Origin of the sequence: Streptomyces sp. NPDC091371 (assembly GCF_040684275.1) — a bacterium.
GTDB lineage: Bacteria > Actinomycetota > Actinomycetes > Streptomycetales > Streptomycetaceae > Streptomyces.
The window spans coordinates 1-26,222 of record NZ_JBFBFP010000072.1 but is presented as its reverse complement, the minus strand read 5'-3'; the positions used below and the strand labels follow the sequence as shown (position 1 = coordinate 26,222).

Below are 26,222 nucleotides of genomic sequence, written 5' to 3'. Positions count from 1 at the left end.
GGGCAGTTCATGCTCGCCCTGCACCGGTCGGGCCGGCGGGGTGAGGCCCTCGACGTCTACCAGCGGCTGCGCGCGACCCTCGTACGGGAACTGGGCCTCGAACCCTCCACCTCGCTCCGCCGCCTCCAGCGCTCCATCCTCATGGCGAGCCCCGACGGCCTGTCCGAGGTGCCGGAGGCGGGCGGCGGACGTCTGGTACGCGTGGGCTGACATGGCCGCGCGCGCGAGGACGACCGAGGGCCGGAGCGAGGGTCGGAGCGGGGGCCTGAGCGCTGTGCACCCGCGGAGCCGGACCACGGGCCGGGGCGGCACCGCCGTGCAGGAGCGGTCGGAGCGGACCCGCCGCAAGCTCGTCCACGCCGGGGCCGACTGGTTCCACCGCAACGGCTACGCGAACGCGACGCTCGGGGGGATCGCCGCATCGGCGGGGGTGACCAAGGGAGCCCTGTACTTCCACTTCGCCTCCAAGGACGAACTCGCCGAGGCCGTCCAGCAGCGGGGCTGCGCGCTGCTGGACGAGTCCCTGCGCGCCCTGCGCGCGTCCGGGCCGTCCCCCCTGCAGGCCCTGGTCGACGCCACGCACTGGCTGGCGCGCGCCCTGCTCGACGAGCCGGCGGTGCCCGCCAGTTTCCGGATCACCAAGGAGTGCGCGGGCACCCGGCCCGGCGTCACCGACTTCCACCTCGTCTGGGCCACGGCGGCCTGCGACCTGCTGCGTCAGGCCCGCGACGCGGGCGAACTGCGCGAGGGGTGCTCCTGGGAGAGCGCCGAATCGCTCGTCGCCGCGGCCGTGTGCGGGATCGAGGTGATGGCCGGCACCGGCATGCCCGGCGCGGAACTCCAGCGCAGGGTGGTCGCGCTGTGGACGCTGCTGCTGCCCGGCCTCGTACCCGAGGGCACTGCGGGCGGCTTCCGTACGGCGGTGCCCGCGACCGCGTACGCGCACGGATTCTCGGGCAGCGCCGGCTGACCCGCATCGGCGCCGGTTTGGAGGAGTCACCGATGACCAACGACCGTTCCGCTCCGCCCCGCGCCGCCGAGGTGCTGCCCGACGTCATCGGGGTGCTCGGCGACGTACTGCGGGTCGACCCGCAGAAGATCGACCCCGAGCAGACCTTCCAGTTCCTCGGCCTCGACTCGCTGCTGATCGCGGAGTTCGTGGCCGTGGTCAACGCCCGTCACGGAACCGGCCTGTGCGCGAGCGACCTCTACGACCACCCCACGCCGGCGGCGTTCGCGCGGGAGGTGGTGCGGGCGGCGGGGGCCGGCGGGCCGGCCGTTCCCACTGGTCCGGCCGCTCCGGCCGCTCCGGTTGTTGAGGCCGACCCCGATGTTCCTGACGTTCCCGTCGTTCCCGTCGTTCCCGCCGTTCCGGGTGTGGAGATCGTCGATGTGCTGCGCGAGCAGCTCACCGCGATCCTGTGCTGCGACAGCTGGGACGTGGACGCGGACACCGCGTTCCCGCGACTCGGGGTGGACTCGCTCCTCGGGGCCGAGTTCGTCGCCGTCGTCAACCGCGTCTTCGGCCTGAACGAGCGGGCCGTGGTGCTGCACGAGTACCCGACCCTGGACGCGCTCGCCGCGTACGTGGCCCAGCGGACCGGGGCCCGGACCGCGCCCCCGGCCGTACGCGAACTCGAACTGCTGCTGGACGCCCTGCACGACGGGCGGCTCAGCGTGGCCGAGGCCCTCGTCCTGCTGCCCCGCCGGGCCCAGGTCTGACGGGAGACGGGGCGCGATGGACGAGCGGGAGATCCTGACCCGGTTCAAGGACGGGACCCTGGACCGGCGCCAGGCGGTCGCCCTGCTGGCGCCGGCCGTTAACGGCGTTAACGCCGTTAACGCCGCCGACCCGACGGCCACCGCGCCCGCGCCCCGCGCCCCCGCGGCGCGCGAGCCGGCCGGGCGGGCGGCCCCGGTGGCCGTCGTGGGGATGGCCGGACGCTATCCGGGGGCCCCCGACCTGGCGGCGTACTGGCACCTGGTGTGCGGCGGCCGGGACACCGCTGCCGCGCCCCCGCCCGGCCGGCCCGGCACGGAACCGGGCCACTACCTGGAGCGGGTGGGGGAGTTCGACGCGGAGTTCTTCGGGCTCGACCCGCAGGAGGCCGCGCTGACCGACCCCCGGGAACGCCTGCTGCTGGAGACGGCCTGGGAGGCCTTCGAGGACGGCGGGTGCACCGGCAGCCGGCTCGACGCACTGCGCGCACCGGACGGAACCCCGCGCCACGTGGGGGTGTTCGTCGGCGCGGGAGCGGGCGACTGGCCGCTGCTCGCCGCCGAAGCGGGCACAGCCTCGCGCGGCGGCCAGTGGGACATCGCCAACGGGGTGTCCCGGGTGCTCGGCCTGACCGGGCCCAGCCAGTGCGTGGACACCGCCGAGGCCTCGGTTCCGACGGCCGTGCACCTCGCGCTCGCGGCCCTGGAACGCGGGGAGTGCGCGGCCGCCCTCGTCGGGGGCGTCCACCTGCTGCTGCACCCCTGGAGCCGACGGCCGGCCGCGGGCGGCGGCGCGGGCCCGGCGGGCGAGGCCGTGGGGGCGCTGCTGCTGAAACCCCTCGACCGGGCCCTCGCCGACGGCGACACCGTGCACGCCGTGGTCCGCGGCAGCGCGGCGGCCCACGCGCGCGACGGGGTGGCGCTCGCGGCGGCCCTGGCGCGGGCCGGAGTCCGCGAGGAGGAGCCGGCCCTGCGGGAAACGGCGCCGTGCGCGCGGCCCTCGGTCGGCGACAGCGGCCCGGCCACCGGACTGGCGCTGCTCACCCGGGCCGTCCTCCAACTGCGGCACGCCGTCCTGGTCCCCGCCCCGGGCCGCGAGGTCGCCGAACCGTGGAGCCGCCCCGACCCGGCCGACCCCTCGGCGCCCCGCCGCGCGGTCGCGGGCCTGCGCGGCGCCGGCGGGGTGGACGCCCAGGTGGTGCTGGAGGAGTACGCGGAGCACCGGGCGCCGCAGGCCGGCGACCGCGGCGCCGGGCGCGGCGAACTCGTACTGGTCTCCGGCCCGACCCCGGCCCACGTGCGGGCGACGGCGCAGCGGCTGGGGGAGTGGCTGCGGGCGGGCTACGAGGTGCCCGGCCTGGCGGCGGTGGCCCGCGGCCTGCGCACCGGGCGCGCGGCCATGGACTGCCGGCTCGCCTTCGTCGTGCACGGCGTGGAGGAGCTCGTACGGATCCTGGAGGAGGCGGAAGCGCCGTGCGCGGACCTGCGCGGCGGGCGCCGGGACCCGCTGGCGCTGGGCCGGGCGCCCGAGACCGCCGGCTACCTCGCCGCCCTGTGGCGCGGCGGCCGGCTCGGGCAGCTGCGCGACCTGTGGCTGGCCGGGGTGGACGTGGACTGGGCCGCACTGGAGGCGGCACCCGGCGCCAGCGCCGTATCGGTCCCGATCCCGCCGTCCGCCCTGCTGCGCACCGACCTGTGGCTGCCGGCGCGGTGAGAGCCAAGCGCTCTCGGGGAAGTGCGGCACGTCCCCGCGCCACCCGGCACGGCACCTCGCCGCGTTGTCGCAGCACCCGAGTACGTCCAGTACAAGGGCACTGCTCCGCCTTGCGATGCACCGCACCGGGCGACGCGGAAACGCACCCCACTTCCCCGAGAGCGCTTGGCCGGTGAGCGTCAGCCTCTGGTTCTGCCCCGACGCGGACCTCGCGCCGGCGGTCTCCGCGACCCTCGCCGCCCACTGGCTCGACGAGCAGGAGCGGGAGACCGCCTCCCACTTCCTCTTCGAACGGGACCGGCGCCAGTACCTCGTGGCGCACACCCTGCTCCGCCGGGTCCTGGCCCTGGAGACCGGGATCCCCGAGGCGGAGGCCGTCCTACGGCGCTCCCCGCACGGCCGGCCCCACCTCCAGCCGCCGCCGGGAGGACTGCCGCGCGGGGGCGCCGCGCTGGACTTCAACCTGGCCCGCACGCACGGCCACACCCTCGTCGGCGTGGCCCGCGGCCACCGCATCGGCGTGGACCTGGAACACCTCGGCCGGAGCGGGGCGGCCCTGGAGAACATCGTCGAGGGCTTCCCGCGGGCGGAGCGGGAGTGGATCGGCGCCGTCCCCGCGGGGCGTTCCCGCACCCGCCGCGCGCTGCGGCTGTGGACGCTCAGGCAGGCGTACGCGAAGGCCTGCGCACCCGGCGGCGGGCCGGACCGCGCCCCGTACGCCCACACCTTCACCTTCACCCGGGCCGACGAGCACGGCACGCTCGCCTTCACCGTGGACGGGGAGGGCGGCGGGGGTGGCGGGGGCGGGCAGGACCGCTGGTGCTTCCTGGAGTTCGAGCCGGTGCCGGAGATGCTCGCCGCGGTCGCCGTCCGCATCGGACCACCGGAGGACGGCCCGCCCGCCGTGCACCTGCGGCAGGGATTCCCCTGGGCCCGCGCCGCACCCCGCGTCCTGCGCATGACCTGAGGACGTGACCTGAAGATCTGACCTGAAGAGCGTGACCTGAAACAGCCCCTCGTTCCAGGGGAATTCAAGTGCCGGTCGAACGGAACATGGCAATGGGGAATTCGGCTCCGGGCCCTCCGTATACGGCCTCTGCCAGCATCAACTGCCCTCAACGGCAAGGGAATTGGAAGCCCGCTCGACGGCGGCTCAAGCTTCCGGAGGTTATTCGCGGAGTCCCGCTACCGTGCACGGGTCAAGGCTGGAAATCGAGGGGAACTCGACGAAAGTGACGGAGGAGACCATGCAGATTCAGGTTCTGGGTCCCTTGAGTGCCGAGGTCAACGGGGGCTCGATCGTTCCGACCGCCCGAAAGCCGCGCCAGATCCTGGCACTGCTCGCGCTCTACCCCGGCCGGGTCATGCCCGTACCGACGCTCATGGAAGAGATCTGGGGGACCCAGCTGCCGCACAGCGCCCTCACCACCCTCCAGACCTACATACTCCAGCTGCGCCGGCGCCTCGGCACCGCCATGGGACCGGGAGCCCCGGGCAATGCCAAAGAGGTGCTCGCCACCCGTCACGGCGGCTACCTCCTGCAGATACCCCCGGACTCCGTCGACGTCCACGAGTACGAGCAGCTCGTGACGCGCGGCCAGAACGCCTTCGAGCAGGGCGAGGACGACACCGCGGCCACGTTACTGAGGCGGGCCCTCGCGCTGTGGCAGGGCAACGCCCTGGTCGACGTACGGGTCGGGCCGATCCTGGAGATCGAGGTCATGCGCCTGGAGGAGAGCCGGATCGTCACCGTCGAGCGGCGCATCGACGCCGACCTGCGCCTCGGCCGGCACACCGAACTCCTCGCCGAGCTCAAGGAGCTGATCGCCCGCCACCCGCAGCACGAGGGACTGCACTCGCAGGCGATGGTGGCCTTCTACCGCTCGGGCCGGCAGGCCACCGCCCTCGACATCTACCGCAGGATGCGGGCCCGGCTCATCGAGGAACTCGGCGTGGAGCCCTCGCCCCAGCTCCAGCGGCTGCACCACGCGATGCTCGCGGTCGATCCGGCGCTTGACGTGGTCGCCGGACCGCGCGGAGGCTCGACCTTCAATCTGTACGCGGCCTGAGCGGCCCGACCGGCACGGGGAGGGCACGCGGATGGGCGTACGGGTGTGGTGCTTCGCGCACGCGGGGGCCGGGGTCTCGGCCTTCCACCTCTGGCCGAAGCTGATCGGACCGGGCGTCGAGCCCGACGCGTGGCTGCTGCCCGGGCGGGACGCCCGCCGGGGCACGGCGCGGGTGACCGACCGGGCCGGGCTGCTGGAGGACCTCGCCCCGCTGGTCGACACGCTCGCGCGCTCGCGCGAACCGTACGTGCTGTACGGACACAGCCTCGGCGGCCTGGTCGCCCACGCCCTCACCCTGCACCTGCACGAGCGCGGGCTGCCGTTGCCCGCGCTGCTCGCCATCGGCGCCGTGCCCCCGCCCGACGGGCCCGCCGCGCTCGCCGCCTGCGCCGACCTGCCCGACGCCGCACTGCTGCGGCTGCTCGACACCTTCGACGCGGTGCCGGCCGGCACGGCACCCGGCGACATCTGGCACCGCATGGTCTTCCCCGTCCTGCGCGACGACCTCAGGCTCGCCGGAGCACTGCGCGCGGCCGCGGGGGCCGCGGGCCCGCTCCCGGTGCCGCTCCTCGCGGTGGCGGGGCGCGAGGACCCGCTGGTCACCCCCGGGGTCGTGGCGGGCTGGGCCCGCTGGACCACGGGCCGCTTCGTCCACCGCACCGTGCCGGGCGGGCACTTCTTCGTACGCGACCGGGTCCTGCCCCGCCTGATCGGGCGGGCCGCACGGGTCGTGGAGCGGGTGGCGGCGCCCGCGGCTGCCGTGGTGAGGGGGCGGTGAGGCGGGCCGTCGTCACCGGCCTGGGCGTCGTGGCCCCGGGCGGGACGGGCGTACGGGGCTACTGGGACCTGCTCACCTCCGGGCGCACCGCCACGGGGGCACTGACCCGCTTCGACCCCTCCGGGTTCCGCTCGCAGGTCGCCGCGGAGGCCGAGTTCGACGAGCTGGCCCGCGGGCTCAGCCTGACCGAGGCGCTCCGGCTCGACCGCGTGGCGCAGTTCGCGGTGGCGGGGGCGCGGGAGGCGCTGGCCGACAGCGGGCTGGCGGGGCTGACGGCGGGGGCGGATCCGCTGCGCCGCGGGGTGTCACTGGGCAGCGCGCTCGGCTGCGCGAGCTCCCTCGACCGCGAGTTCGCCACCGCTGCGGCCGACGGTGAACGGCCGGCGGAGCGGCTGTACGACTACTTCGTGCCCTCCTCGATGGCGGCCGAAGTGGCCCGGGCCGCCGGCGCGCAGGGCCCGGTGTCCCTGCTGTCCAGCGGCTGCACCTCGGGCCTGGACGCCATCGGGCACGCCGTCGACCTCATCCGCGACGGCACCGCCGACGTGATGCTCGCCGGGGCGAGCGAGGCGCCGATCTCGCCCCTGGCACTGGCCTCCTTCGACGCCGTCCGCATCGCCTCGCACCACCGCAACGACGACCCGGCGGGCGCCGCCCGGCCGTTCGACCGCACCCGCGACGGGTTCGTCCTGGGCGAGGGCGCGGCCCTCCTCGTCGTGGAGGAGCTCGAACACGCGCGGCGCCGCGGCGCCCACGTGTACGGCGAGATCGCCGGCTTCGGCTCCCGCAGCAGCGCCTTCCACATGACCGCGCTGCGCGCCGGCGGAGCCGACCTCGCCGAGGCCGTCCGGGCCGCGCTGGACGAGGCCCGCCTGGACCCCGGGGCCGTAGACCACGTGGCCGCGCACGGTTCGGGGACCCGCAGCGGCGACGTCCACGAGACGGCCGCCCTCAAGCGCGCCCTGGGCACCCGCGCGCACGAGGTGCCGGTCAGCGCGGTCGCCTCGATGATCGGCTACTCGCTGGGCGCCCTCGGCGCCCTCGCCGTGGCCGCCTGCCTGCTGGCCGTCGAGCACGGCGTGGTCCCGCCGACGGCGAACCTGTACGACCCCGACCCGGTCTGCGACCTCGACTACACCCCGGTCACCGCCCGCGAGCAGCGCGTCTCGACGGCCCTCACGGTGGGCAGCGGCTTCGCCGGCACGCACAGCGCGCTGCTGGTGACGCGGGTCCGGTAACGCCGACGGGGCGGCGTTCACCGGCGCGGTGCCGGAGTACGCCGCCCTCGGGCGGTACGGGTTGCGGTGCGGGGTGAGGGGAGTGTCCCGCGTGGTCACGGCGGTTACTTCGGGTCGCTGTTGAACTTCGACGTCGACCAGAAGTAGCCGAGCACCGTGAGACCGACGCACCAGGCGACCGCCAGCCAGCCGTTGTGGCCGATCTCGGTGCCGAGGAGCAGTCCGCGCAGCGTCTCGATGGCGGGGGTGAACGGCTGGTACTCGGCGATCGGCTGGAACCAGCCCGGCATGGAGTCGATCGGGACGAACGCGCTGGACAGGAGCGGCAGCAGGATCATCGGCAGGGCGTTGTTGCTGGCGGCCTCGGCGTTCGGGCTGATCAGGCCCATGCCGACCGCGATCCAGGTGAAGGCCAGGGCGAAGAGAACGAGCAGCCCGAAGGCGGCCAGCCACTCCAGGACGGTGGCGTCGGTGGACCGGAAGCCGATGGCGACCCCGACCGCCCCCACCAGGACCACGCTCGCGATCGACTGCAGGACGCTGCCGACGACGTGCCCGATGAGTACCGAGGGGCGGTGGATGGCCATCGTGCGGAAGCGGGCGATGATGCCCTCGGTCATGTCGTTGGAGACGGACACCGCGGTGCCGATCGTGGTGCTGCCGATGGTCATCAGCAGCAGCCCCGGGACGAGATAGGCGATGTACGCGGCCCGGCCGCCGCCGCCGATGCCCGCGCTCATCGTGTTGCCGAAGATGTAGACGAAGAGGAGCAGCAGCATGATCGGCGTGAGCAGCAGGTTCAGCGTCAGCGAGGGGTAGCGCCGGGCGTGCAGGAGGTTGCGCCGCAGCATGGTGGACGAGTCGCGGACGGCGAGGGAGAGGGAGCTCATCGGACGGTCTCCTTGGCGGGGTTGGGCACGCGGTTGTCGCCGGTCAGGGCGAAGAACACGTCGTCGAGGTCGGGGGTGTGCACGGTGAGCTCGTCGGCTTCGACGCCGGCGGTGTCGAGCCGGTCGAGGACGGTGCGCAGGTCGCGCTGGCTGCCGTCGCTGGGGATCTGGAGCGCCAGCGTCTCGTCGTCGCGGGTGGCCTCACGCAGCGCGAGTGCTGCGCTCTGGTACGCGGCCGGGTCTGCGAACCGCAGCCGTACGTGTCCGCCGGGGATGAGCCGCTTCAGCTCCTCTGCGGTGCCCTGGGCGGCGATCTTCCCGTCGTTCAGTACGGCGATGCGGTCGGCGAGTTCGTCGGCCTCTTCCAGGTACTGGGTGGTGAGGAAGACGGTGACGCCGCCGGTGACGAGCTCGCGGATGATCTGCCACATGTTGTGGCGGGAGCGCGGGTCGAGGCCGGTGGTGGGTTCGTCGAGGAAGATGATCCGCGGGTCGCCGACCAGGGTCATGGCGATGTCGAGGCGGCGCTTCATGCCGCCGGAGTAGGTGGAGGCGGGCTTCTTCGCCGCCTCCACGAGGTCGAAGCGCTCGAGCAGTTCGGCGGCGACCCGACGCCCCTCGCGCTTGGAGAGGTGGTGCAGGTCGGCCATGAGGAGCATGTTCTCCTCGCCGGTGATCAGCCCGTCGACCGCGGAGAACTGACCGGTGACCCCGATGGCCGCACGCACCGCCTGGGGGTCGGCGGCCAGGTCATGGCCGCCGATGTGGATGCCGCCGGTACCGGCGTCGGCGGAGATGAGCGTGGAGAGGATCTTCACGGCGGTGGTCTTGCCGGCGCCGTTCGGACCGAGCAGGGAGAAGATCGTTCCTTCCGGGACGGCCAGGTCGACGCCGTCGAGCACGACCTTGTCACCGTAGGACTTGCGCAGCCCGTTCGCCGAGATGGCCAGGTTGGACATGAGGGGAAGCTCCTTCGGATTCTGGACGGGCGGTCAGTTGCTGCGGGCGGTGATGTCGCCGTAGGCGGTGGTCGCCCGGATGTTCACGTCGGCGTCGGCGCCGTCGGTGTTGCTGAGGGAGTTGCTGATGCGGCCGTAGCCGGTGCCGGCGTCGAGGGAGGCGGAGACCCCGGGGGCCGCGCCGACGGTGATGTCACCGGCCTCGGTGCGCAGTTCGACGGTGCCGCGGACGGCTTCGGCGATGCGGATGTCGCCCTTCTGGGTGCTGATCCCGGCCGGGCCGCCGAGCCGGCCGACCGTGACGTCACCGGCCTGGAGGGCCAGGCGGACGCCCGCGGTCTCCTCGAGCTCGACCGTGGCCTGCGCGCCCTCGAAGGAGACGTCACCGAGCCGGCCGACCCCGCGGAACTCGGCCAGGGCCGCCTTCGCCTCGACCCGGGAACCGGCGGGCAGCTGCACGGTCACCTCGACGGAACCGGAGTTGCCGAGGACCCGGTTCTGCGCCTCGGGGGCCTCGATCCGCAGGACACCGTCGGCGAACGCGACGCTGATCCGCTCCGCCGCCTTCACGTCGGCGCCCTTCGAGGCGTTCGCGGGACGGACCTCGACGGTGGTGTCGGCCCGGTCGGCGGCGATGAACCGGATCTGTCCGGCCGGGATGTCGAGGACGGCGGCGATCGGGGCGGGGGTGTTGAAGTTCTGCATGGTGTTCATCTCCTTGGAGGCGCTGTTTCCGATGAGGGAAAAGCTACGTTGCGTTCAAGGATCGAGCAACAGTGTCGTTGCGCAGTAATCACATAATCCCAGGTCAGATCATTGATTTCATTGCAATGGCTTGGAATTCAACGCAATGACGCGTCGCTCAACTGTTGCAATGAATGAAGATGAACGCTATGCTCGGGACATCCGAGGACCACGAAGGAGACCGCGATGCCGGGAGGCAGACTCACCCAGCAGGAACGCCAGCAGATCGCGCTGGGACTGGCCGACGGCCTCGCCTACGCGGAGATCGCCAGACGGCTCGAACGCCCCACCTCGACCGTCACGCGCGAGGTGATGCGCAACGGCGGCCCCACCGCCTACCGCGCGGACCTGGCCCACCGCGCCACCGAGCGCCGCGCCCACCGGCGCCGGCAATCCGCGCCCCGGGGGTCGGAGGCGCCCGCGCAGGCCCACGGGCGGGACGCGGAGGCCGTGCGCGAGTACGAGGAGACGTTCACCACCGTCCTGATAGCGACGGGCACGCCCAAGATGATGGCCAGGGTGCTGACCTGCCTCTACACCAGCGACGCGGGCAGCCTCACCGCTGCCGAACTTGTCCAGCGGCTCCAGGTCAGCCCCGCGTCCATCTCCAAGGCGATCTCGTTCCTCGAAACCCAGGGCCTCGTCCGCCGGGAACGCGACGAACGCCGCCGCGAGCGCTACGTCGCCGACAACGACGTCTGGTACCAGTCGATGCTGGCCAGCGCCCAGGGCACCGCCCAACTCGCCGACACGGCACGGCAGGGCGTCGGCGTCCTCGGCCCCGACACCCCGGCCGCCATCCGCCTCGAGAACATCGCCCGCTTTCTCGACTTCGTCGGCGAGAGCATCGCCCGCGCCGCGGAACAGGCCCGCGAGATCCTGCACACGATGCCGGAACCGACCGCGGGCGGCGCAGGCGAGGCGAAGCCGGGCCGGGGCTAGGGGGCGCGGTCGAGGGTGGGCTTCACGCCGCCGCGGAACCGGCCGGGGCCAGTTCGGGGAAGGCGTCCTCCCAGACCGTCCGGACGTGCCGGCTGACCAGCTTGCGCAGGACGGGCCACTGGGCGAGCAGGAGGTCACGGTTGAGCAGTCGGACCAGGTCGTCGTGCTGCCCTTCGGCCAGGACCGTGCGGTACATGCCCATGCGCAGGCGCGGCCGGTCCAGGTCGTAGGTGCGCAGCCCTGATCAGGCGACGTGCAGCGGCAACTCGACCCGCCCGTGCCCGGGCCCCACCAGCTCGTCCAGGGAGGCGGGGAGCCTGCCCGCGTACCGGGCGCTCAGCACCTCGGCCGCCACAGCGGCAGGACTGTTGGGGGAAGGCGTGACCATGAACCCGATCATTCCGCGTCCCGTCCGTCCCTACACCGCAGACGCGCCATGCCGCACCGGTGGCTACACGGGGTGTCGTGCCGGTTGCGCGGAAGTGGCCGTCCCCCCATCGATGGGGAGACGGCCACTTCACTGTCGGCAAAACGGTCGGTCACGCAGCCGGTCGCGGGTCAGGCACCGGCAGCGGGGCCGTGGTCAGGGCCGCCACGGTCCACCGCTGTGTGTTGCTGCCGTTGCAGCCCCAGAGCCAGAGCTGGGTTCCGGAGTCGGTCCGGGCTCCGTTCAGGTCGAGGCAGCGGCCCGAGACGGGGTTGTAGATGCTGCCGTCGGCCCGGGGGTGGAACTGCTGGGCGGGGTTGCCCTTGCACGTGACGAGATGGATGAGCGTCCCGTCGACCGTCCCGGCGTTCATGGCGTCCAGGCACTTGCCCTGCACCCTGATCGAGCCGTCGCCGCGTACTTCCAACGTCTGAGCACTGCTCCCGTTGCAGTCCCAGAGCTGGATCTTGTTGCCGTCAGCGGTGCCGGACTGGTCGTTGTCGATGCACTTGCCGCCCTCGGCCGTCAGCGTGATGGGACCGGTGGCGCCCGGGGCAACGGGGGCGGCTGCGTACGGGTACACGGCGAGGTTGCTGACACCGCCGGTGAAGCCGCCGAAGGCGTCGGGCTGGCCGTTGACCTTGTACCGGCCGAGTACGAGTGGTCCGACCGGAGCAGGGCTGCTCGAGGCCTGGTGGTGTCCGCTGGCGGCCAGGGCCCCGTTGGCGTAGAGGTTCATCTGACCGGTGTCGGCGTTGTAGACGGCGGTCAGTCGGGTCCATTCGCCCTTCTGGACACGGGCGGCGGAGTTGCCGCCGTGGTAGGTCCAGTCGTACTCCCAGCCGTTGCTGTCGCCCCTGGCCAACGCGAATTTCCACAGTCCGTCGGTATCGGCGTAGAGCGTGAACGCGCTGCTGGTCGTGCCGTCCTGGCTCAGGACCAGGCCGCCGTCGCCGTCGACCTTGGCGAGGGCGGAGATGGTGAAGCTCTTGCGGGTGTCGATGGTCTTGTCGGCCCCGGTCCCGGCCGTCAGAGTCGAGCCGGCGCCGCTGAAGGACGCGTAGGGGGTGGTGCGTCCGGCGACGGCCCCGGTGGGCCAGGTGATGCCAGTGGCGGTGGCGGGGTTGGCGCCGACCTTGCTCGGGGTGGTGGTCCCGGTCTGGCCGGTCAGCAGCCAATGGAAGCGGGGCGTGTTGAGGTCACCGAGGGGGACGACGGTCGGGTCGATCCCTGTTGCTGCCGGGTACGGGGCCGCCGTGCCGATGCCCGTGAAGGAGACGAGCTGCTGGTCGGTGCCCACGGCCCACAAGTCGGGAACGCCGTCACCGGTGAGGTCGCCGTCGGAGCCGACGCGGGGGTAGGCCTTGGGGTCGACCTTGCCGCTGATCACGCCAGCCGTCGGGTCGGTGAAACCGGTGAGGTCGGGTGCCTCGGGGGTGCCCTTGACGGAGAAGGCGTGCAGCGATCCGTCGGCCTTGGAACGGGCCCAAAGGGTGGGGAAACCGGTGCCCTGGGCGCGGCCGGGGGTGATCAGGTCGTAGGCGTCCCAGCGTTGGTCGTTGGCGGACAGGAGGATGGCCGGGGAGTTGAGCTCGTCTGCGCTGCCGGCGGGGCTGAGCCACAGCCGTCCGTTCTCGACGAACACCAGGGAGGTGCGGGGCAGGTTCCCGTCACCGTCCGCCTGGTCACCTGTGGTTGATCCGAACGCGACGATCTGCGAGATGGCAGACCAGTCGGTTCCGTATCCGTGGATCCCGCAGTCGATGGTCTGCTGCGTGGCAGTGGCGCACCCGACGGGCTTGACCACCTTGCTCGGGGCCTGTCCGTCGAAGCGGCCACCGTCACCGTCGTTGGTGTACAGGTGCAGATCCGGGTTGCGCGGTTCGTGGGCGATGAGGTCGTCGACGTTCTTGAACCCCAGGCTGCCGCGGTGGGTGATCTGGATGTTGTTCCACCCATTGCCGCCGGGAGCGGGTCGGATTCGGGCGTTGGGTGCCGCGTATGGGTCTGCCCCGCCGTTGAACTGGCGCAGGTTGCCTGCGCCGTCCGGCAGGAGAACGTCCGCCTTCCGGTCACCGTCCACGTCTCCGAAGATCGGCGCGGGGGCGTTGGGGTTCGAGGGCGCGTAGTAGCTGTAGGCGACCGGCTGGGAGAGGTTGCCCGCGACGTCCTGGGTCTGGAAGTAGACGAAGTTGGTGCCCCAGCGCGGCGGGGTGAGCTTGATATCGGCCTTGCCGTTCGTCAGCCTGACGATGCCCGGGCTGGTGTCGGTGCACTTCCAGCTGGTGTTCGAGGCCTTGACCGGGTCGGTGGTCCATCGCCCGCAGGCGAGACCGGAGAAGCGGCCGCCGCCGAGCGGGGCCAGGTCGGTGCCCGAGAGGGTGAACGTTCCTTCTTCACCCGCCTTCTTGGGGTGGGCGTCGATGGAACCGGATGCCGGGAAGTCGGTGGAGGCGACGGTGGCCGTCGGCGGGGTGCGGTCCACCCGGAAGTAGCAAAGGTCCGTATCCGTGCTGATCAGGGTGTCGTCGGTGGTGCGGGCCTTCCAGCCGTACGCGTGACCGTCGTGGATGAGGTCAGCCTGCTGGTCGAGGTTGACGGTGGCATCACCGTAGTCGCCGTTCCAGGGGGTCTGGGGGTAGAACGTGCGCTGTTCGCGGTCTTCGTCCCAGATCTGGAATGTGGTCTGCAACTGCTGCTTGGTGGGGGACCAGGTCGAGGCCGTCAGGGCGATGGCGGTGTGCGCGCCGATCCAGCCGGGGTTGTCCCAGGGGTTGGCGGTGCCGGGCGTGGCGCAGTGGCCGAATACACCTGTGTCGGCGAAGCCGGGGGTCGGGCTGGTGCGCGGCCACCAGATGGTGGGCCGGATGTCGTACTTGACCACGATGTGCGGGGTGTTGCTGAAGCGCTGGCGGAAGTACTTGTTGTACTCGTCGTCCGGCGCGAGGCCGAAGGTGAAGTTGGCCCACTTGTCCCGCGCTGCCGCCTTCATCTGGCTGACGACGTCGAAGGAGATCTCTCCCGAGCCGGACATCCAGATGCCGCCGATCTTCGTGCAGCCGGCCATGCGGGACGCCTCACCGCAGGGTTGGTGGTCCCAACTGGTCGGGTTGCTGATCGGGGGGGTGTGGTACAGGCCCATCGGTGTGTTGGTCGACGGGCTGGAGGAGGAGACGACCGTGGCGTACAAACGGGCCTCTAGGACCTCGGCACCGTGGATCGTGGAGTTGATCCCGACCTGGAAGTAGGCACGGGTGCGGCCGATTCCGGTGCAGGGTGGGTTGCCCACGTCGTAGCCGCAGTAGCCGGTCGCCGGCCTGTCCTGGCCGTCGGTGGTGCCGTTGTACTCGTTGGTGGACCTGTAAGCCTCCTGCACTTGGGACCAGGCCTGGGTGGTGTTGTCGATCGACGGGTTCCAGCCCGGGTCGATGAACCACGGGCCGGAGCCTTGGCTCAGCAGTGCCGCATCCGGGACGAGCTGGATGCCCTTCGCGTCGACCGAGGTGGCGATCTTTGCAACGGTGGCTCCGGAGCCCGGTCCGTCCGCGGTGGACGCCGTGGCCGGCTCGTTCTCGGTCGGAGCGGCCGCCAGGGTGTCTGCCACGGCCGTCTTCGACATGCCCTGTGGGGTACCGCCGGTGCCCGAGTCCCACATGATCGGGCTCGGCGCCGAGAAGCGCGTACGACCCTGGGCGTCGGCCGCCTTGAGGTTGCCGGCGCTGTCCGCCGACACTGAGAGACCGTCCGTCTCGACGCCGATCTGAAGCTTCTTGACCGCTGGGTTCGCCGCCGCCTCGGGCGTACGGACGATGAGGACCTGTCGCCAGCCGCCGAGGGTGGTCGCGCTCAGTTCGAGGTCCACGTTCGGCAGCACGCCGGGGTAGAGGGCGCTGTCGCCGTTGAGGATCGGCTTGGGGAGCGCGAACGGGGCCTTGAGCGCGAGCTTCTTTCCGTCCGCGGTGATCATGGTGGCCATCGGGCCGGTGCCACCGCCGGAGAAACTGAGCTTCGACGGCACCGCGGTGGGGGCGATCGAGCCGTCGGCCTGGACGCGGAGCGTGGCGTCGATTCCACGCCAGTTGCCCGACGCGTCCTTGACACGCTGCGGCACTGGCGCGGTGTCGGTGGTGAGCGTGCCGTCGGGGTTGGCGAAGGTCTGGGAGTTCTCGGTGGTCAGATGGCCGACGGCGATCTGCTTCCCTGTGGCCTTGGCCTCGGCCCGGGTGGCATTCAGCGCCTTCTCGGCCTCGGTGGGAGCCGGCTTCGGCGTCGGTGCGGGCCAGTTGGGGTCGGCCGGTGCGTGACCGGCGTCGGCTGCGGCGTGGACCGGCGGGGCGGAGAGCAGGCCGACGCCGAGCGAGAGGACCGCGGCGACGGGAAGCACGAGCGCGCCCGTCGCGGTGCGTCTGCGGCGAACGCCGGGTGGCCAGGGTGCGCGTGAAGGAAGTTTCGGCCTCAAGACAGAGGTCCTCGCTGTGAGTGGTCTGCGGACAGAGATCAGCCGCACCGTTCCTTCCAGTCTGCAAATTTGTCAACAGTTTGTTAGATGCGAATCTCCGCTAGGCGGGTGCATACCGGGCTTACCTCCATGTGATATTGATCACATGGTGCGGTTTCTTTGAATCTCCAGACGTGTCGAATGCGCGTTCTCTAAGGTGCGTTCGATCTGGGCTCTCCGTGGCCCTCTGTTGCGTTTTTCTGTTTCCTGTGGGGGGATTCAGTTGTCTCGTCGGGGTGGGTTCGCCGTGCGTTGGAAACGCAGGCAGGCGCGGGTCGCGGTCGCGGCCGTGCTCGCGATTCTCCTTTCTGGAGCGGGTCTCCCCGCAGTTCAAGCGGCCGATAAGCCGCCAAAGGTGTGGGTGCCGCCGAACACGCCGCTGCCCGACACCAAGCCGGTGAAGGGCTCGAACGCGAAGCCCGCCGGGAGTAAGGCGCAGACCGGCCGGAAATGGTCGGTGCCTAAGGATTCGGCCAAACCGTCCGGCGAGTCAGTCGTGAGGCTTTCGGCCACCTCGGGTTCTGCACGGTCGGTGACCAGTCTCGCTTCGGTGCGTGCGGGTGAATTGCCCGTATGGGTCGCACCCCGAGGTGGCGCAAATGAATCAGTGTCGCTGGCGCAAACTGCTCTCGGTTCCGGGCCTGGCGACAGCTCCACCCTCCGCGTCGAGGTCAAGAACGACGCCCAGACCCGTGCCGCGGGCGTCAACGGCGCGCTCGTCGCCCTCACCGACACCGGCGCGGCCTCCGGCGTCACCCCCGCAGGCAAGGTCCAGGTCGGCCTCGACGTCTCCGCCTGGGCCAAGTCGGCCGGTGCCAACTGGGCTGACCGGGCCCGCCTCGTCCAGCTTCCGTCGTGTGCGCTGACCACCCCCGGCGCCCAGGGCTGCACCCAGCGGACCCCGGTGGAGACCCACCGCGACGGCTCCGGCCGCCTGGTCGCCGAGGTCGACGTACCCAAGACCCCGGCAGCACACCTGCTGAAGTCTCCGGTAGGCGATGGGAAAGCGGCCTCCGCCGCAGCCCCGCAGGTCCTTGCGACGCAGTCCGTAGCGCTTGCCGCCGAGCCCGGCCCCTCCGGCGCCAGCGGCGACTTCACCGCCACCCCGCTGCTGCCCTCCGCCTCCTGGCAGGCTGGTTCGAATGCCGCCAACTTCACCTACGGCTACACCGTCGAGCTGCCCTCCACCATCGCCGGCCCGGCCCCGAGCCTCGGCCTCGGCTACGACTCCTCCTCCATTGACGGCCGGACGGCTTCCACCAACGCCCAAGCCGGCCTCTTCGGCGAGGGCTGGGACTGGCACCCGGGATCGATCTCCCGTACGTACAAGTCCTGCAAGGACGCAGGTATCAAGGACTCCGGTGACGAGTGCTGGGCTGGGGACATCCTGTCCCTGAACCTGGCCGGCCACGCCGGCCAGATCGTCCGCGACGACAACAGCTGCGTCTACCGCCTCCAGGGCGAGGACGGTACGAAGATCGAGCGGCTCACCGGGCAGCGCAACGCCGCCTGGAAGGGCGAGGGCTTCAAGGTCACCACGACCGACGGCACCCAGTACTACTTCGGCGCCAACCGCCTGCCCGGTGGCGACGGCACCGACCCCGAGGCCAAGTCCGTTTCCACCGTCCCGGTGTACTTCAACAGTGGACAGGACAAGTGCCTCGGCGCCGACACCCCCGCCAACGGCTCCTGGGTCCAGATGGGCTGGCAGTGGAACCTCGACTTCGTCGTGGACCCGCACCAGAACCTGATCCAGTACCGCTACGAACAGGAAGGCAACTTCTATGGTCGCGGCGGCGGCCAGAACAACGGCAACGGCACCCTCACCGCCTACCAGCGCGGCTCCTACCCGACCTGGATCGGCTACGGCCAGCGCCTGCCCGACCAACTCGCCGCCAAGGGCGCGGCCCAGCCCGCGGCCCAGGTGTGGCTGCGGACGGCCGAGCGCTGCTTCGCCTCGGGCAGCATCACCTGTGACCCGTCCCAGCGCACCAAGGCGAACGCCAAGTCGTGGCCCGACACCCCCGTCGACCAGGAGTGCGCCGCCACCGGCCAGTGCCTGAACCTTTCGCCGACGTACTTCACCACCAAGCGCGTCACCAAGATCGACACCGACGTCCTGGACGGTACGGCGTACCGCACGGTCGACTCCTACGCCCTGAACCAGTCCTTCCAGGACCCGGGCGACGGCACCTCCCCGACGCTGTGGCTGGACTCCGTCCAGCGCACCGGTTCCAACGGCAAGAACCCGCTGACCCTCCCCGCCGTCTCCTTCCAGCCACTTCAGATCCCCAACCGCGTCGACGGCGTGGTCAAGCGTCCGGACGGCACCGAGGCCTCCGCGCCGCCGTACCATCGGCCGCGCATCCAGGCGATCACCACTGAGACCGGCGGCCGGATCAACGTCGTCTACAAGGCGCCCGAGTGCTCGCGCCTGCAGAACCGCATGCCGTCCTCCGAGGACGGCAACACGATGGCCTGCATGCCGGTGAAGTGGTACCTCCCCGGCCAGTCCTATCCAGACCCGGTCAACGACTGGTTCCACAAGGTCGTCGTCCAGTCCATCACCCACCAGGACCTGGTGGCCGGTCAGGTCTCCACGGTCACGGAGTACGAGTACGGCGGCGGCATCGCCTGGCACCGCAACGACTCCGAGTTCACCGACCCCAAGACGCGCACCTGGGACCAGTTCCGCGGCTTCGCCACGGTCACCACCCGCACGGGCTCCGGCAGCGACGGCCCGCGTACCAAGTCGGTCGCGACGTTCCTGCGCGGCATGGACGGCGACGTCCTCGCCAACGGCGGCAAGCGCACCGTGGACGTCAGCGACGCGCAGGGCGGCACCATCAAGGACGAGGACGTTCTGTCGGGCTTCGTCCGCCAGACCCAGACCTACGACGGTGACGGCGGAAACGTCGTCGCCGACGAGGTATCCACGCCCTGGCTGGGCGCCGTCACCGCGACCCGCGCCCAGTCCGGCGGTATGCCGCCCATTACCGCCCGCGCCATGAACACGGCCAAGGTGACCAGCCGCGCCAAGCTGGCGAACGGCACCTGGCGAACCAGCGAGCGCACTTCCACGTACGACGACACCCTCGCGACCCGCCCGCTCAAGGTCGACGACTGGGCCGACACCTCGCGCCCCGACCAGCGTCTGTGCACCACGTTCGAGTACGCCGCCGCCCCCGGCGGTGCACCCACGCCCCTGGTCTCGCGCACCCTGATCCTCTCGGGCACCTGCGGACAGACCCCGAATCGCACCAACACGGTGGGCGACACCCGTAACTACTTCGACAATCTGCCCCTCGGCCAGGCAGGCTCCACAGCCGACCAGACCGGCACGGAGGTCCTGGAGCGCTACGACGGCTTCGGTACGCCGTACTACCGCCTGAACTCCACGTCGACGTACGACGCGTACGGCCGCGTCACGAGCACCACGAACCACACCCGCAAGGACGCGGCCCACCCGGGCGGCGCGGTCACCACCACCGAGTACAAGCCGGCCGCAGGCGCCCTGCCGTCCGAGGTCACGCACACCAACCCGCTGGGGTGGAAGTCCGTCAACACCCTCGACACCGGCCGCTCGTTGCCGGTGCGGAGCACAGACGAGAACAACCACGTCGCGGAGCGCGAGTACGACGCCTTCGGCCGCATCGTCAGTGTCTGGCAGCCGGGTCAGGAGCGCACCAAGGGCTTCAAGCCGGTCCGCACCTTCTCGTACGGGATGAACGGCACCAACGCGCCGTCGACCGTGCTGAGCCGGGCGCTGATGCCGGACGGCCAGACCTACACCTCCAGCTACACCATCTACGACGGCATCGGACGCGTGCGTCAGACCCAGGCCAATACCGCCTCGGGCGTGGACGGCCGTCTGATCACCGACGCGCTGTTCGACTCGCACGGCCGACAGGTCAAGACGAGCTCGGCGTACTACAACGACGAGGCGCTGCCGTCAGCTTCACTGTTCCTGCCGAACGGCGGGGTCATGCCCGACGGCAAGATCCCTTCGCAGACGTATCAGATCTTCGACGGCCTGGGCCGCCCGACCGCCTCCGTCTTCCAGTCGTACGGCGTGGAGCAGTGGCGCTCGAAGACGGAGTACCCGGGCGCGGACGAGGTCCGCTCCATTCCGCCGAACGGCGGTTTCGCCTCGGCGTCCATCACCGACGGCCTCGGCCAGCGCGTGGCGCTGCGCCAGTACAAGGGCAACACCCCCACGGGCGCCTACGACGAGACGACGTACGGCTACAACGCCCAGGGCAAGGAACTGTGGCGGAAGGACCCCGCCGGCAACCAGTGGACTTTCTCGTACGACCTCCTCGGGCGCACGGTCCAGACCACGGACCCCGACGCGGGGACCGGCACCACGGTCTACGACGACGCCAAGAACCAGGTCACAGTCACCGACGCTCGCGGCAAGACCGCCACGACGGTTTCGGACCTCCTCGGACGGACCATCGCCACGTACGAGGGCGCGGCCGTCGATCCGGCCAAGCAGGTCGCCGGTTTCACCTACGACACGAAGGCGCTGGGCAAGCCCAGCAGCTCCACGCGGTACGTCGGCGGTGCCTCGGGCCAGGCGTACGTCTCGGAGGTCACGGGTTACGACGGCGGCTATCGCCCTCTCGGCAGCCGGACCACCATTCCGGCGTCGGAAGGCAAGCTGGCCGGCGTCTACGAGACCGCCAACACCTACACCGAGCTCGGCATCCTGTGGAAGACCAAGCTGCCGGCCATCCCCGCGGCCGGTCTCGGGGCCGAGACGCTCACATTCAAGAGCAACATCGTCGGAAACATCACGGCGTTGGACGGCCTCATCGGCTCGACACTGTCGCCGTACCTGGTGGACACCCGCTACGACGCCTACGGCCGAGCGATCCGCAGCACGGTCGGCAGGACCGGCAAGCAGGTCGTGTCGACCACCGACTACGACCTGGCGACCGGAGCACCGATCCGCTCGTTCCTGGACAAGCAGACGTCCGCGCAGGCGAGCGTCGACGTGATCGACTACACCTACAACCAGGTCGGCCAGCTGACCTCGATCGGCAACACGCAGGACGGCACCACCCGCGACCTGCAGTGCTTCACCCACGACTACCTCGGCCGGCTCACCCAGGCCTGGACGGACACCGGTACCCAGACCACGGCTCCGCAGCCGTCGGTCCGCGGCATCGGCGGCTGCTCCAACGCGGGCGGCCCGGCGGTGGACGGCACCGGGAAGCCGAGCGTGGGGGGTCCGGCGCCGTACTGGCAGCAGTACGAGTACGACAAGCTGGGCAACCGTACGAAGTTGGTCCGCAAGGACACGACGGGTGACGCGGCGAAGGACGCGACGGTCACCCAGACGTTCGGCACCGGCCCGAACACCCCCTCCACCGACCCGAAGACGGGCGGCGGCACGGGCGGTCCGCACGCGCTGATGACCTCCACGGAGACCAGCACGGCAGCCGGTACGAAGGTCACCTCGTACACGTACGACGCGACCGGCAACACCGCGTCGATCACCAGCACCCCAGGCACCAAGACCCTGACCTGGAATGCTCAGGGCAAGCTCGACAAGATCACCGGCACAGGCGAGAGCGCGGGCACGAGCTACCTCTACGGCACCGGCGGCAATCAGCTGATCCGCCGCGACCCGGGCAGCACCACGTTGAACCTGGGCAGCGACCAGATCACCCTGGACACGGCCAGCAGCAAGGTCTCCAACGTCCGCACCTACGGTGTCTCGGGTGGCCTGTCCGTCACCCGCACCACGACGGGCGGCACCTCCACCCTGACCTACCAGGGATCGGACCACCACGGGACGGGCGGCGTCCAGTTCGCCGCGACCGACCTGTCCCACGTCCGCCGCCACTCGGACCCGTTCGGCAACGAACGCGGCACCGCGCCGGCGCCGGGCGCCTGGGCGGGCGACAAGGGCTTCGTCGGCGGCACGAAGGAGAAGTCCACGGGCTTCACCTTGCTGGGCGCCCGCGAGTACGACCCGACGACCGGCCGGTTCATCAGCCCGGACCCGATCATCGACGCGGGCGATCCTCAGCAGTGGAACGCCTACGCGTACTCCAACAACAGCCCCATCAACGCCTCGGACCCAAGTGGCCTACTGGGGTGCGAGGACGCCGATGACTGCCACAACAAGAGGGTAGGCAACTCTGCCAGGTCGGGCACGTCGGCGCCTCCGCTTCCGCTTCCGGACGAGGGCTCTCTCGCCAACGAAGTGAGCAACGCCAACAACGAGGTCACCAAGGCCAAGCAGCGGACCAGTGAGCTCAAGAACAAGATCGTTAATCTCATCGGGGACCTGATCGGTTACAACGACGCCCGCGACTGTTTCACCAAGGGCGACGTGATGGCCTGCATCAACACGGCCTTGGGCACTGTCCCGTGGGGGAAGGTCGCCAAGGCGGTCAAGAACGGCATCAAGGCATTTCAGATCTACAAGGATCTGAACAAAGCCTACGACGCGGTCCACGCAGCCGAACGCACCGCATCACGGGCAGCCGAGGCTCTGACCCGAGGCAAGAAGGCGATAGCCGAAGCCCGGGAGGCCGAAGCGAAGGCGGCGAAGGCTGCAAAGGAGAAGGCCGGCTCGAAGTCGGAGGGCGACAGCGCAGGAACGGAATCCAAATCCAGCAGAAGTGAAGCCGATACAGAGACCCAGTCGGCCAGTGCCGAATCCCGTGGCGGCAGCGGTTCCGAAGGCGGCGCTCCCGCCTGCCAGCTGAACAGCTTCCCGACCGGCACCCGCGTTCTCATGGCTGACGGCAGCACAAAGGCCATGGAGGACATCCAGGTCGGCGACAAGGTCATGGCGACCGACCCCCAGACGGGCAAGACCAGCCCCAAGGAGGTCACCAACACCATCACCACGCCGGACGACAAGGAGTTCACCGACCTCACCCTGACCGACGACGCCAACCCCCGCGGCCCGCCGGCGGTCATCACCTCCACCTACCACCACCCCTCGTGGAGCGAGACCCGCCACCGGTGGGTCGACGCCGGCGAGATCAAGATCGGCGAAAAACTCCGCCAGCCGAACGGCGCCACCCTCACCGTCCAGGCGACCCGCAATTACCCCTTCGCGGTCACCACGCACAACCTCACGGTGGACGACGTCCACACGTACTATGTGCTGGCAGGCCCCACTCCGGTCCTGGTTCACAACTGCCCTTCTGGAACCCGAGGTCCGCAGGGAAAGTTCAAGCCCACACTGGTGGTGGATCGTGCTCAGGGAAACTGGGACATGGAGGCGAGGATCTCGGATGCCAGTGCTCTTCGTGACCAGGTTGCGGGGGCAGCGACGGGGGCGGCGAAGTCACGCACTTACACAGCAGCAGTGCACAGGAGGACTGGCGATATCGCTGTTAGCTGTTCCGGGAACGGAAGCTGCGCGGAACCGAACATCCTGAACGCAACTGGGTGGGCAGCTAGCGATGTGATCTTCACCCGAGCCATGAGACGCGAGGATGTCGGTGACGGTTTGGGGAAGATTCTACAGGAGAAGGAAATATGCACTGTTTGTCAGGGGAATTATGGACCCGACAATTTCGTCTCGGGTGTTCTGTATGACCCTGCTGGATCTTGGATGCTGGGGGCAGGATGAGGGTGTCTATTATCGAGCTGGAGCGCCATGACTGGGCCTCGCTTAGGTGTGGATGTGGAAATTCGGCCGCCCATATCCCATCTTCGTTCACTGCCCTTCTCGAGGCTCGCACCCTAGAGGAAACCATCGGATATACGCTCGATGGCCATTTGGAGCGAGAGGCCATGTTGTTCCAAGTGGCACCATATGCGACTCCCGTAATTCTCGCTGCCCTGGCCGAGGATTTGCCGCCGTTCACCAGGTCCCATTTGCTGAACATTCTTTGGTATCTAGTGACGGGAGAGTCTGACGAAACCGAAGTGGAGGCAGGCCTTCCAAACCTAGAAATGGAATGTCGCTCCGCGGCGGGGGAGGGGATCTGGCTGATCTACAACGAGGCGGCATCGGGAGACAGCGAGACGGCTCTGGATATCTTGGAATTCGTGGATTCGGATTCTGTGCGATTTGAGCATTTCCGCTCGACCGTCTCCGGGAGATTGAAGGGGAAGGCGTGAGAAATTCAAGAGCTGCACGACGTCGGGAAGCTGAGAAGGTACTGCGACCTGCGACCTGCGACGGGCGAAGAGGGCTCGCACCGGGTTTAGAGTGCGTGTGATCGAAGCTCAATGCCTGGGCGGGGCCAAGTAAGTCAGCTCGAACGGCTAAAAGAGCTCCGCCGGAATATCTTCCCGGCGGGGCTCTTGGCCGCTCTGACGGCAGTAGCTGACGGCAACACGGACGTACGCCCAGAGGCCCGCCGGCGTCGGTCCAGTGCGGGCTCTGGTCGACGGGAGAAGGTCGGGGTGCGGTCGGATGGGGCACCATGCCACGGCTCCGGGGACGCAAGCCCAGCCGACGGGCATGGCGTATGGCCGAAGCAGGATGCGTCCAAACTTTCTTTACGTCTTCAAGGCGACCGGCTGGCGCGGGTCGCGCGCGGCACGGCCGCCCACCCGGCCCGCTCTCGGCTCCGCCACCGCGGGCCGGCCAGCGACCAGGCCGCGCAAAGACAGCGCAGCGGATGACCAGAAGCGCGAAGAAGCCCGGGCGTTCCAGCACGGCGAGGGCCAAGCCGACGGCGAGGCAGCGGCAGGGCGTTGGCCGGTGCGCAGCTCGCGGGTGGGGGCGGCCGGCTCCGTGGGCTTTACCCACCTGTTCGGGCTGGGGCCCGCGTCGGGCAAGGCCAGGGGGCCACTCGTTCAAATTCCGGGCAGGATCAAAGCCTGCCCGAGTCGGCCAGCGTACGGCCCCCTGACCATGCCCGACCCCAACCCGAACAGGACACCGGCCAAAGCCCACTCCACCGCCCTCACGCGCGTAGCCGTCTGACGGCAACGCCGACGGCAACAGGGGCGCACAATACGACACTTCCACGCACACCCACGGACTGGCCGAATTCCGCTGAACTGCGAAAACGCAGATGACAGCACCTCAGCACGCACACGTACTATGTGCTGACGGGCGCCACTCCGGTCCTGGTCCACAACTGCGGTCCCGTTTATTCAGAAATTGTCGATGGGCGCCGCGGTGTAGCCTACGCGGAGGTTTCCCCTCAAACTCTGGCTGATGCGAGTGCCAGACGCATTGGCAGTGAGCCCGGAACGAGGAAGCCTCATGGTTTCCGGAGTGGTGTAGGTGACTCTCGGGGGCACCTGATCGGCAGGCAGTTTGGTGGTGATGGGCATGATATGCGGAATATTATCGTGCAGGGCGGAGCGCAGAATAATGGCGCCATCTCGACCGCCGAGGACGTCATCGCAGCACACGTGCGGAGCAGTGGAAATACGATCATCATGAGTGTGACGCCCATCTATGGCGCAGCGAAGTATCGCGCAACGCACGTTCGAATCGAGGCCGTAGATGACTTCGGCTGGTCGTTCGATTCTGGGGAGATTCCAAATTTCTAGGACCTTGCCATGAGCGCGCTAAGTTCGCTGGCCCGCATGTGTCCACCGCCGATGGCGCAGGCGGGATCACCCAGAAGGCTGACCGGTGAGGCGGATCGGATCATCCCGCCAAGTCACACAGCCATGGTTGGACTCTATGGTCCTGGCTGCTTCAATGATTTCCTGTGGATCTACGAGAATTCGAGCCGTGACATTTGGCCGACCATTGGGGCGCGCAGTCGAGAGTCATCGGAGATTCTTTCAGGAAAGAGCATTCCTGGTATTCGGTCCGTAATGAGTCGACTTGGTGTCGCTCCAGGTGATTTGATCCAGTGGGGGAGTACCGATAACGCAGATTCCCTCTTCTGGATCCCTGCGGGTCCAGAAAGCAATTGGCCAACAGTAATTATCGAAGCTGGGCAACTAGATTTTCTGGTGATCGAAGAACAGTCGCCAGCAGTCGTCCTCGGCCTCCTTCAAGGGACGCTTGACTGTCCATTCTTCCCTGTTGAGTTCAGGGACCGTGACCCTCTCTTTGAGAGGTGGCCAGGTGATCAGACGAGTGGGGGTGAGGCGCCTTAGCGCAACAGCTTCCCTAGGGGAAGTGTGTGAGCGTTGCTAAGAGCTCGTAACACGATCTTGGTGAGATGTGCAGGTCGAGCGTGTCCGTTGTGATAATCCGGCCGTTGACGGTCGTGTGAGTACTCGGCCGTGGATCGTGGACGACGACCTGTGGAAGCTGATCGAGCCGCTGCTGCCGCCCTGGCCCGAGCGGT

General features: G+C 69.8%; 17 protein-coding genes and 1 pseudogene. 12 read left to right on the top strand and 6 right to left on the bottom strand.

Features of this window, described 5'->3' with window-relative positions:
• The 8 genes from AB0O21_RS38265 to AB0O21_RS38230 all read left to right on the top strand — a co-directional run.
• Positions 1 to 210, top strand: a 210-nt coding sequence (locus tag AB0O21_RS38265) for a BTAD domain-containing putative transcriptional regulator (protein ID WP_365179881.1), incomplete at its 5' end; no start/stop codon positions are given.
• 64 nt (positions 211 to 274) lie between these two features.
• Positions 275 to 970, top strand: a complete 696-nt coding sequence (locus AB0O21_RS38260; protein ID WP_365179878.1) for a ScbR family autoregulator-binding transcription factor — start codon at positions 275 to 277, stop codon at positions 968 to 970.
• 32 nt (positions 971 to 1,002) lie between these two features.
• Positions 1,003 to 1,722, top strand: coding sequence for an acyl carrier protein (locus AB0O21_RS38255; RefSeq protein WP_365179875.1), 720 nt, complete (start codon positions 1,003 to 1,005; stop codon positions 1,720 to 1,722).
• 16 nt (positions 1,723 to 1,738) lie between these two features.
• A complete protein-coding gene (locus tag AB0O21_RS38250; RefSeq protein WP_365179872.1) occupies positions 1,739 to 3,433 on the top strand; it encodes a beta-ketoacyl synthase N-terminal-like domain-containing protein in 1,695 nt (564 codons plus the stop codon).
• A 172-nt stretch (positions 3,434 to 3,605) separates the two neighbouring features.
• Complete coding sequence (locus AB0O21_RS38245) at positions 3,606 to 4,400, top strand: 4'-phosphopantetheinyl transferase superfamily protein (RefSeq protein ID WP_365179870.1); 795 nt, start codon at positions 3,606 to 3,608, stop codon at positions 4,398 to 4,400.
• Positions 4,401 to 4,680: 280 nt separating this feature from the next.
• Complete coding sequence (locus AB0O21_RS38240; RefSeq protein WP_365179867.1) at positions 4,681 to 5,502, top strand: AfsR/SARP family transcriptional regulator; 822 nt, start codon at positions 4,681 to 4,683, stop codon at positions 5,500 to 5,502.
• A gap of 31 nt (positions 5,503 to 5,533) precedes the next feature.
• Complete coding sequence (locus AB0O21_RS38235; protein ID WP_365179864.1) at positions 5,534 to 6,280, top strand: thioesterase domain-containing protein; 747 nt, start codon at positions 5,534 to 5,536, stop codon at positions 6,278 to 6,280.
• A complete protein-coding gene (locus tag AB0O21_RS38230; protein ID WP_365179861.1) occupies positions 6,277 to 7,518 on the top strand; it encodes a beta-ketoacyl-[acyl-carrier-protein] synthase family protein in 1,242 nt (413 codons plus the stop codon). The genes AB0O21_RS38235 and AB0O21_RS38230 overlap by 4 nt, the downstream gene beginning before the upstream one ends.
• A gap of 104 nt (positions 7,519 to 7,622) precedes the next feature.
• Here AB0O21_RS38230 and AB0O21_RS38225 read toward each other — a convergent pair whose 3' ends face one another.
• The 3 genes from AB0O21_RS38225 to AB0O21_RS38215 are packed head-to-tail and all read right to left on the bottom strand — an operon-like array spanning position 7,623 to position 10,072.
• Positions 7,623 to 8,408, bottom strand: coding sequence for an ABC transporter permease (locus tag AB0O21_RS38225; protein ID WP_365179858.1), 786 nt, complete (start codon positions 8,406 to 8,408; stop codon positions 7,623 to 7,625).
• On the bottom strand, positions 8,405 to 9,367 hold the full coding sequence (locus AB0O21_RS38220; RefSeq protein ID WP_365179856.1) for an ATP-binding cassette domain-containing protein: 963 nt from the start codon (positions 9,365 to 9,367) through the stop codon (positions 8,405 to 8,407). Before AB0O21_RS38220 ends, AB0O21_RS38225 begins: the two co-directional genes overlap by 4 nt.
• Positions 9,368 to 9,400: 33 nt before the next feature.
• Positions 9,401 to 10,072, bottom strand: a complete 672-nt coding sequence (locus AB0O21_RS38215) for a DUF4097 family beta strand repeat-containing protein (protein ID WP_365179853.1) — start codon at positions 10,070 to 10,072, stop codon at positions 9,401 to 9,403.
• A 225-nt stretch (positions 10,073 to 10,297) separates the two neighbouring features.
• Here AB0O21_RS38215 and AB0O21_RS38210 point away from each other — a divergent pair, with 225 nt between their 5' ends.
• The gene (locus AB0O21_RS38210) at positions 10,298 to 11,053 is read left to right on the top strand and encodes a helix-turn-helix domain-containing protein (protein WP_365179850.1); all 756 of its coding nucleotides are present in this window, start codon (positions 10,298 to 10,300) and stop codon (positions 11,051 to 11,053) included.
• A 22-nt stretch (positions 11,054 to 11,075) separates the two neighbouring features.
• Here the strand turns inward: AB0O21_RS38210 and AB0O21_RS38205 are convergent.
• The 3 genes and pseudogenes from AB0O21_RS38205 to AB0O21_RS38195 form a co-directional block, all read right to left on the bottom strand.
• Positions 11,076 to 11,441: pseudogene (locus AB0O21_RS38205) on the bottom strand (hypothetical protein).
• A gap of 151 nt (positions 11,442 to 11,592) precedes the next feature.
• Entirely contained in the window at positions 11,593 to 15,864 is a 4,272-nt protein-coding gene (locus AB0O21_RS38200) for a ricin-type beta-trefoil lectin domain protein (RefSeq protein WP_365179848.1), read from the bottom strand.
• A gap of 444 nt (positions 15,865 to 16,308) precedes the next feature.
• The gene (locus AB0O21_RS38195; RefSeq protein WP_365179845.1) at positions 16,309 to 16,491 is read right to left on the bottom strand and encodes a hypothetical protein; all 183 of its coding nucleotides are present in this window, start codon (positions 16,489 to 16,491) and stop codon (positions 16,309 to 16,311) included.
• Between the two features lie 94 nt (positions 16,492 to 16,585).
• On the opposite strand from AB0O21_RS38195, the gene AB0O21_RS38190 reads away from it, so the two are divergent.
• The 3 genes from AB0O21_RS38190 to AB0O21_RS38180 all read left to right on the top strand — a co-directional run bounded on the left by AB0O21_RS38190 (position 16,586) and on the right by AB0O21_RS38180 (position 25,467).
• Positions 16,586 to 23,581, top strand: coding sequence for a polymorphic toxin-type HINT domain-containing protein (locus AB0O21_RS38190; RefSeq protein WP_365179842.1), 6,996 nt, complete (start codon positions 16,586 to 16,588; stop codon positions 23,579 to 23,581).
• Between the two features lie 2 nt (positions 23,582 to 23,583).
• A complete protein-coding gene (locus AB0O21_RS38185; RefSeq protein WP_365179839.1) occupies positions 23,584 to 24,075 on the top strand; it encodes a hypothetical protein in 492 nt (163 codons plus the stop codon).
• A 936-nt stretch (positions 24,076 to 25,011) separates the two neighbouring features.
• A complete protein-coding gene (locus tag AB0O21_RS38180; RefSeq protein ID WP_365179836.1) occupies positions 25,012 to 25,467 on the top strand; it encodes a DNA/RNA non-specific endonuclease in 456 nt (151 codons plus the stop codon).
• Positions 25,468 to 26,222: the final 755 nt, after the last annotated feature.

Excerpts from the sequence above, each read along its gene's own strand:
- AB0O21_RS38255 (WP_365179875.1), top strand. The coding sequence starts at position 1,003 with ATGACCAACGACCGTTCCGCTCCGCCCCGCGCCGCCGAGGTGCTGCCC.
- AB0O21_RS38250 (WP_365179872.1), top strand. The coding sequence starts at position 1,739 with ATGGACGAGCGGGAGATCCTGACCCGGTTCAAGGACGGGACCCTGGAC.
- AB0O21_RS38240 (WP_365179867.1), top strand. The coding sequence starts at position 4,681 with ATGCAGATTCAGGTTCTGGGTCCCTTGAGTGCCGAGGTCAACGGGGGC.
- AB0O21_RS38235 (WP_365179864.1), top strand. The coding sequence starts at position 5,534 with ATGGGCGTACGGGTGTGGTGCTTCGCGCACGCGGGGGCCGGGGTCTCG.
- AB0O21_RS38225 (WP_365179858.1), bottom strand. The coding sequence starts at position 8,408 with ATGAGCTCCCTCTCCCTCGCCGTCCGCGACTCGTCCACCATGCTGCGG.
- AB0O21_RS38220 (WP_365179856.1), bottom strand. The coding sequence starts at position 9,367 with ATGTCCAACCTGGCCATCTCGGCGAACGGGCTGCGCAAGTCCTACGGT.
- AB0O21_RS38215 (WP_365179853.1), bottom strand. The coding sequence starts at position 10,072 with ATGCAGAACTTCAACACCCCCGCCCCGATCGCCGCCGTCCTCGACATC.
- AB0O21_RS38210 (WP_365179850.1), top strand. The coding sequence starts at position 10,298 with ATGCCGGGAGGCAGACTCACCCAGCAGGAACGCCAGCAGATCGCGCTG.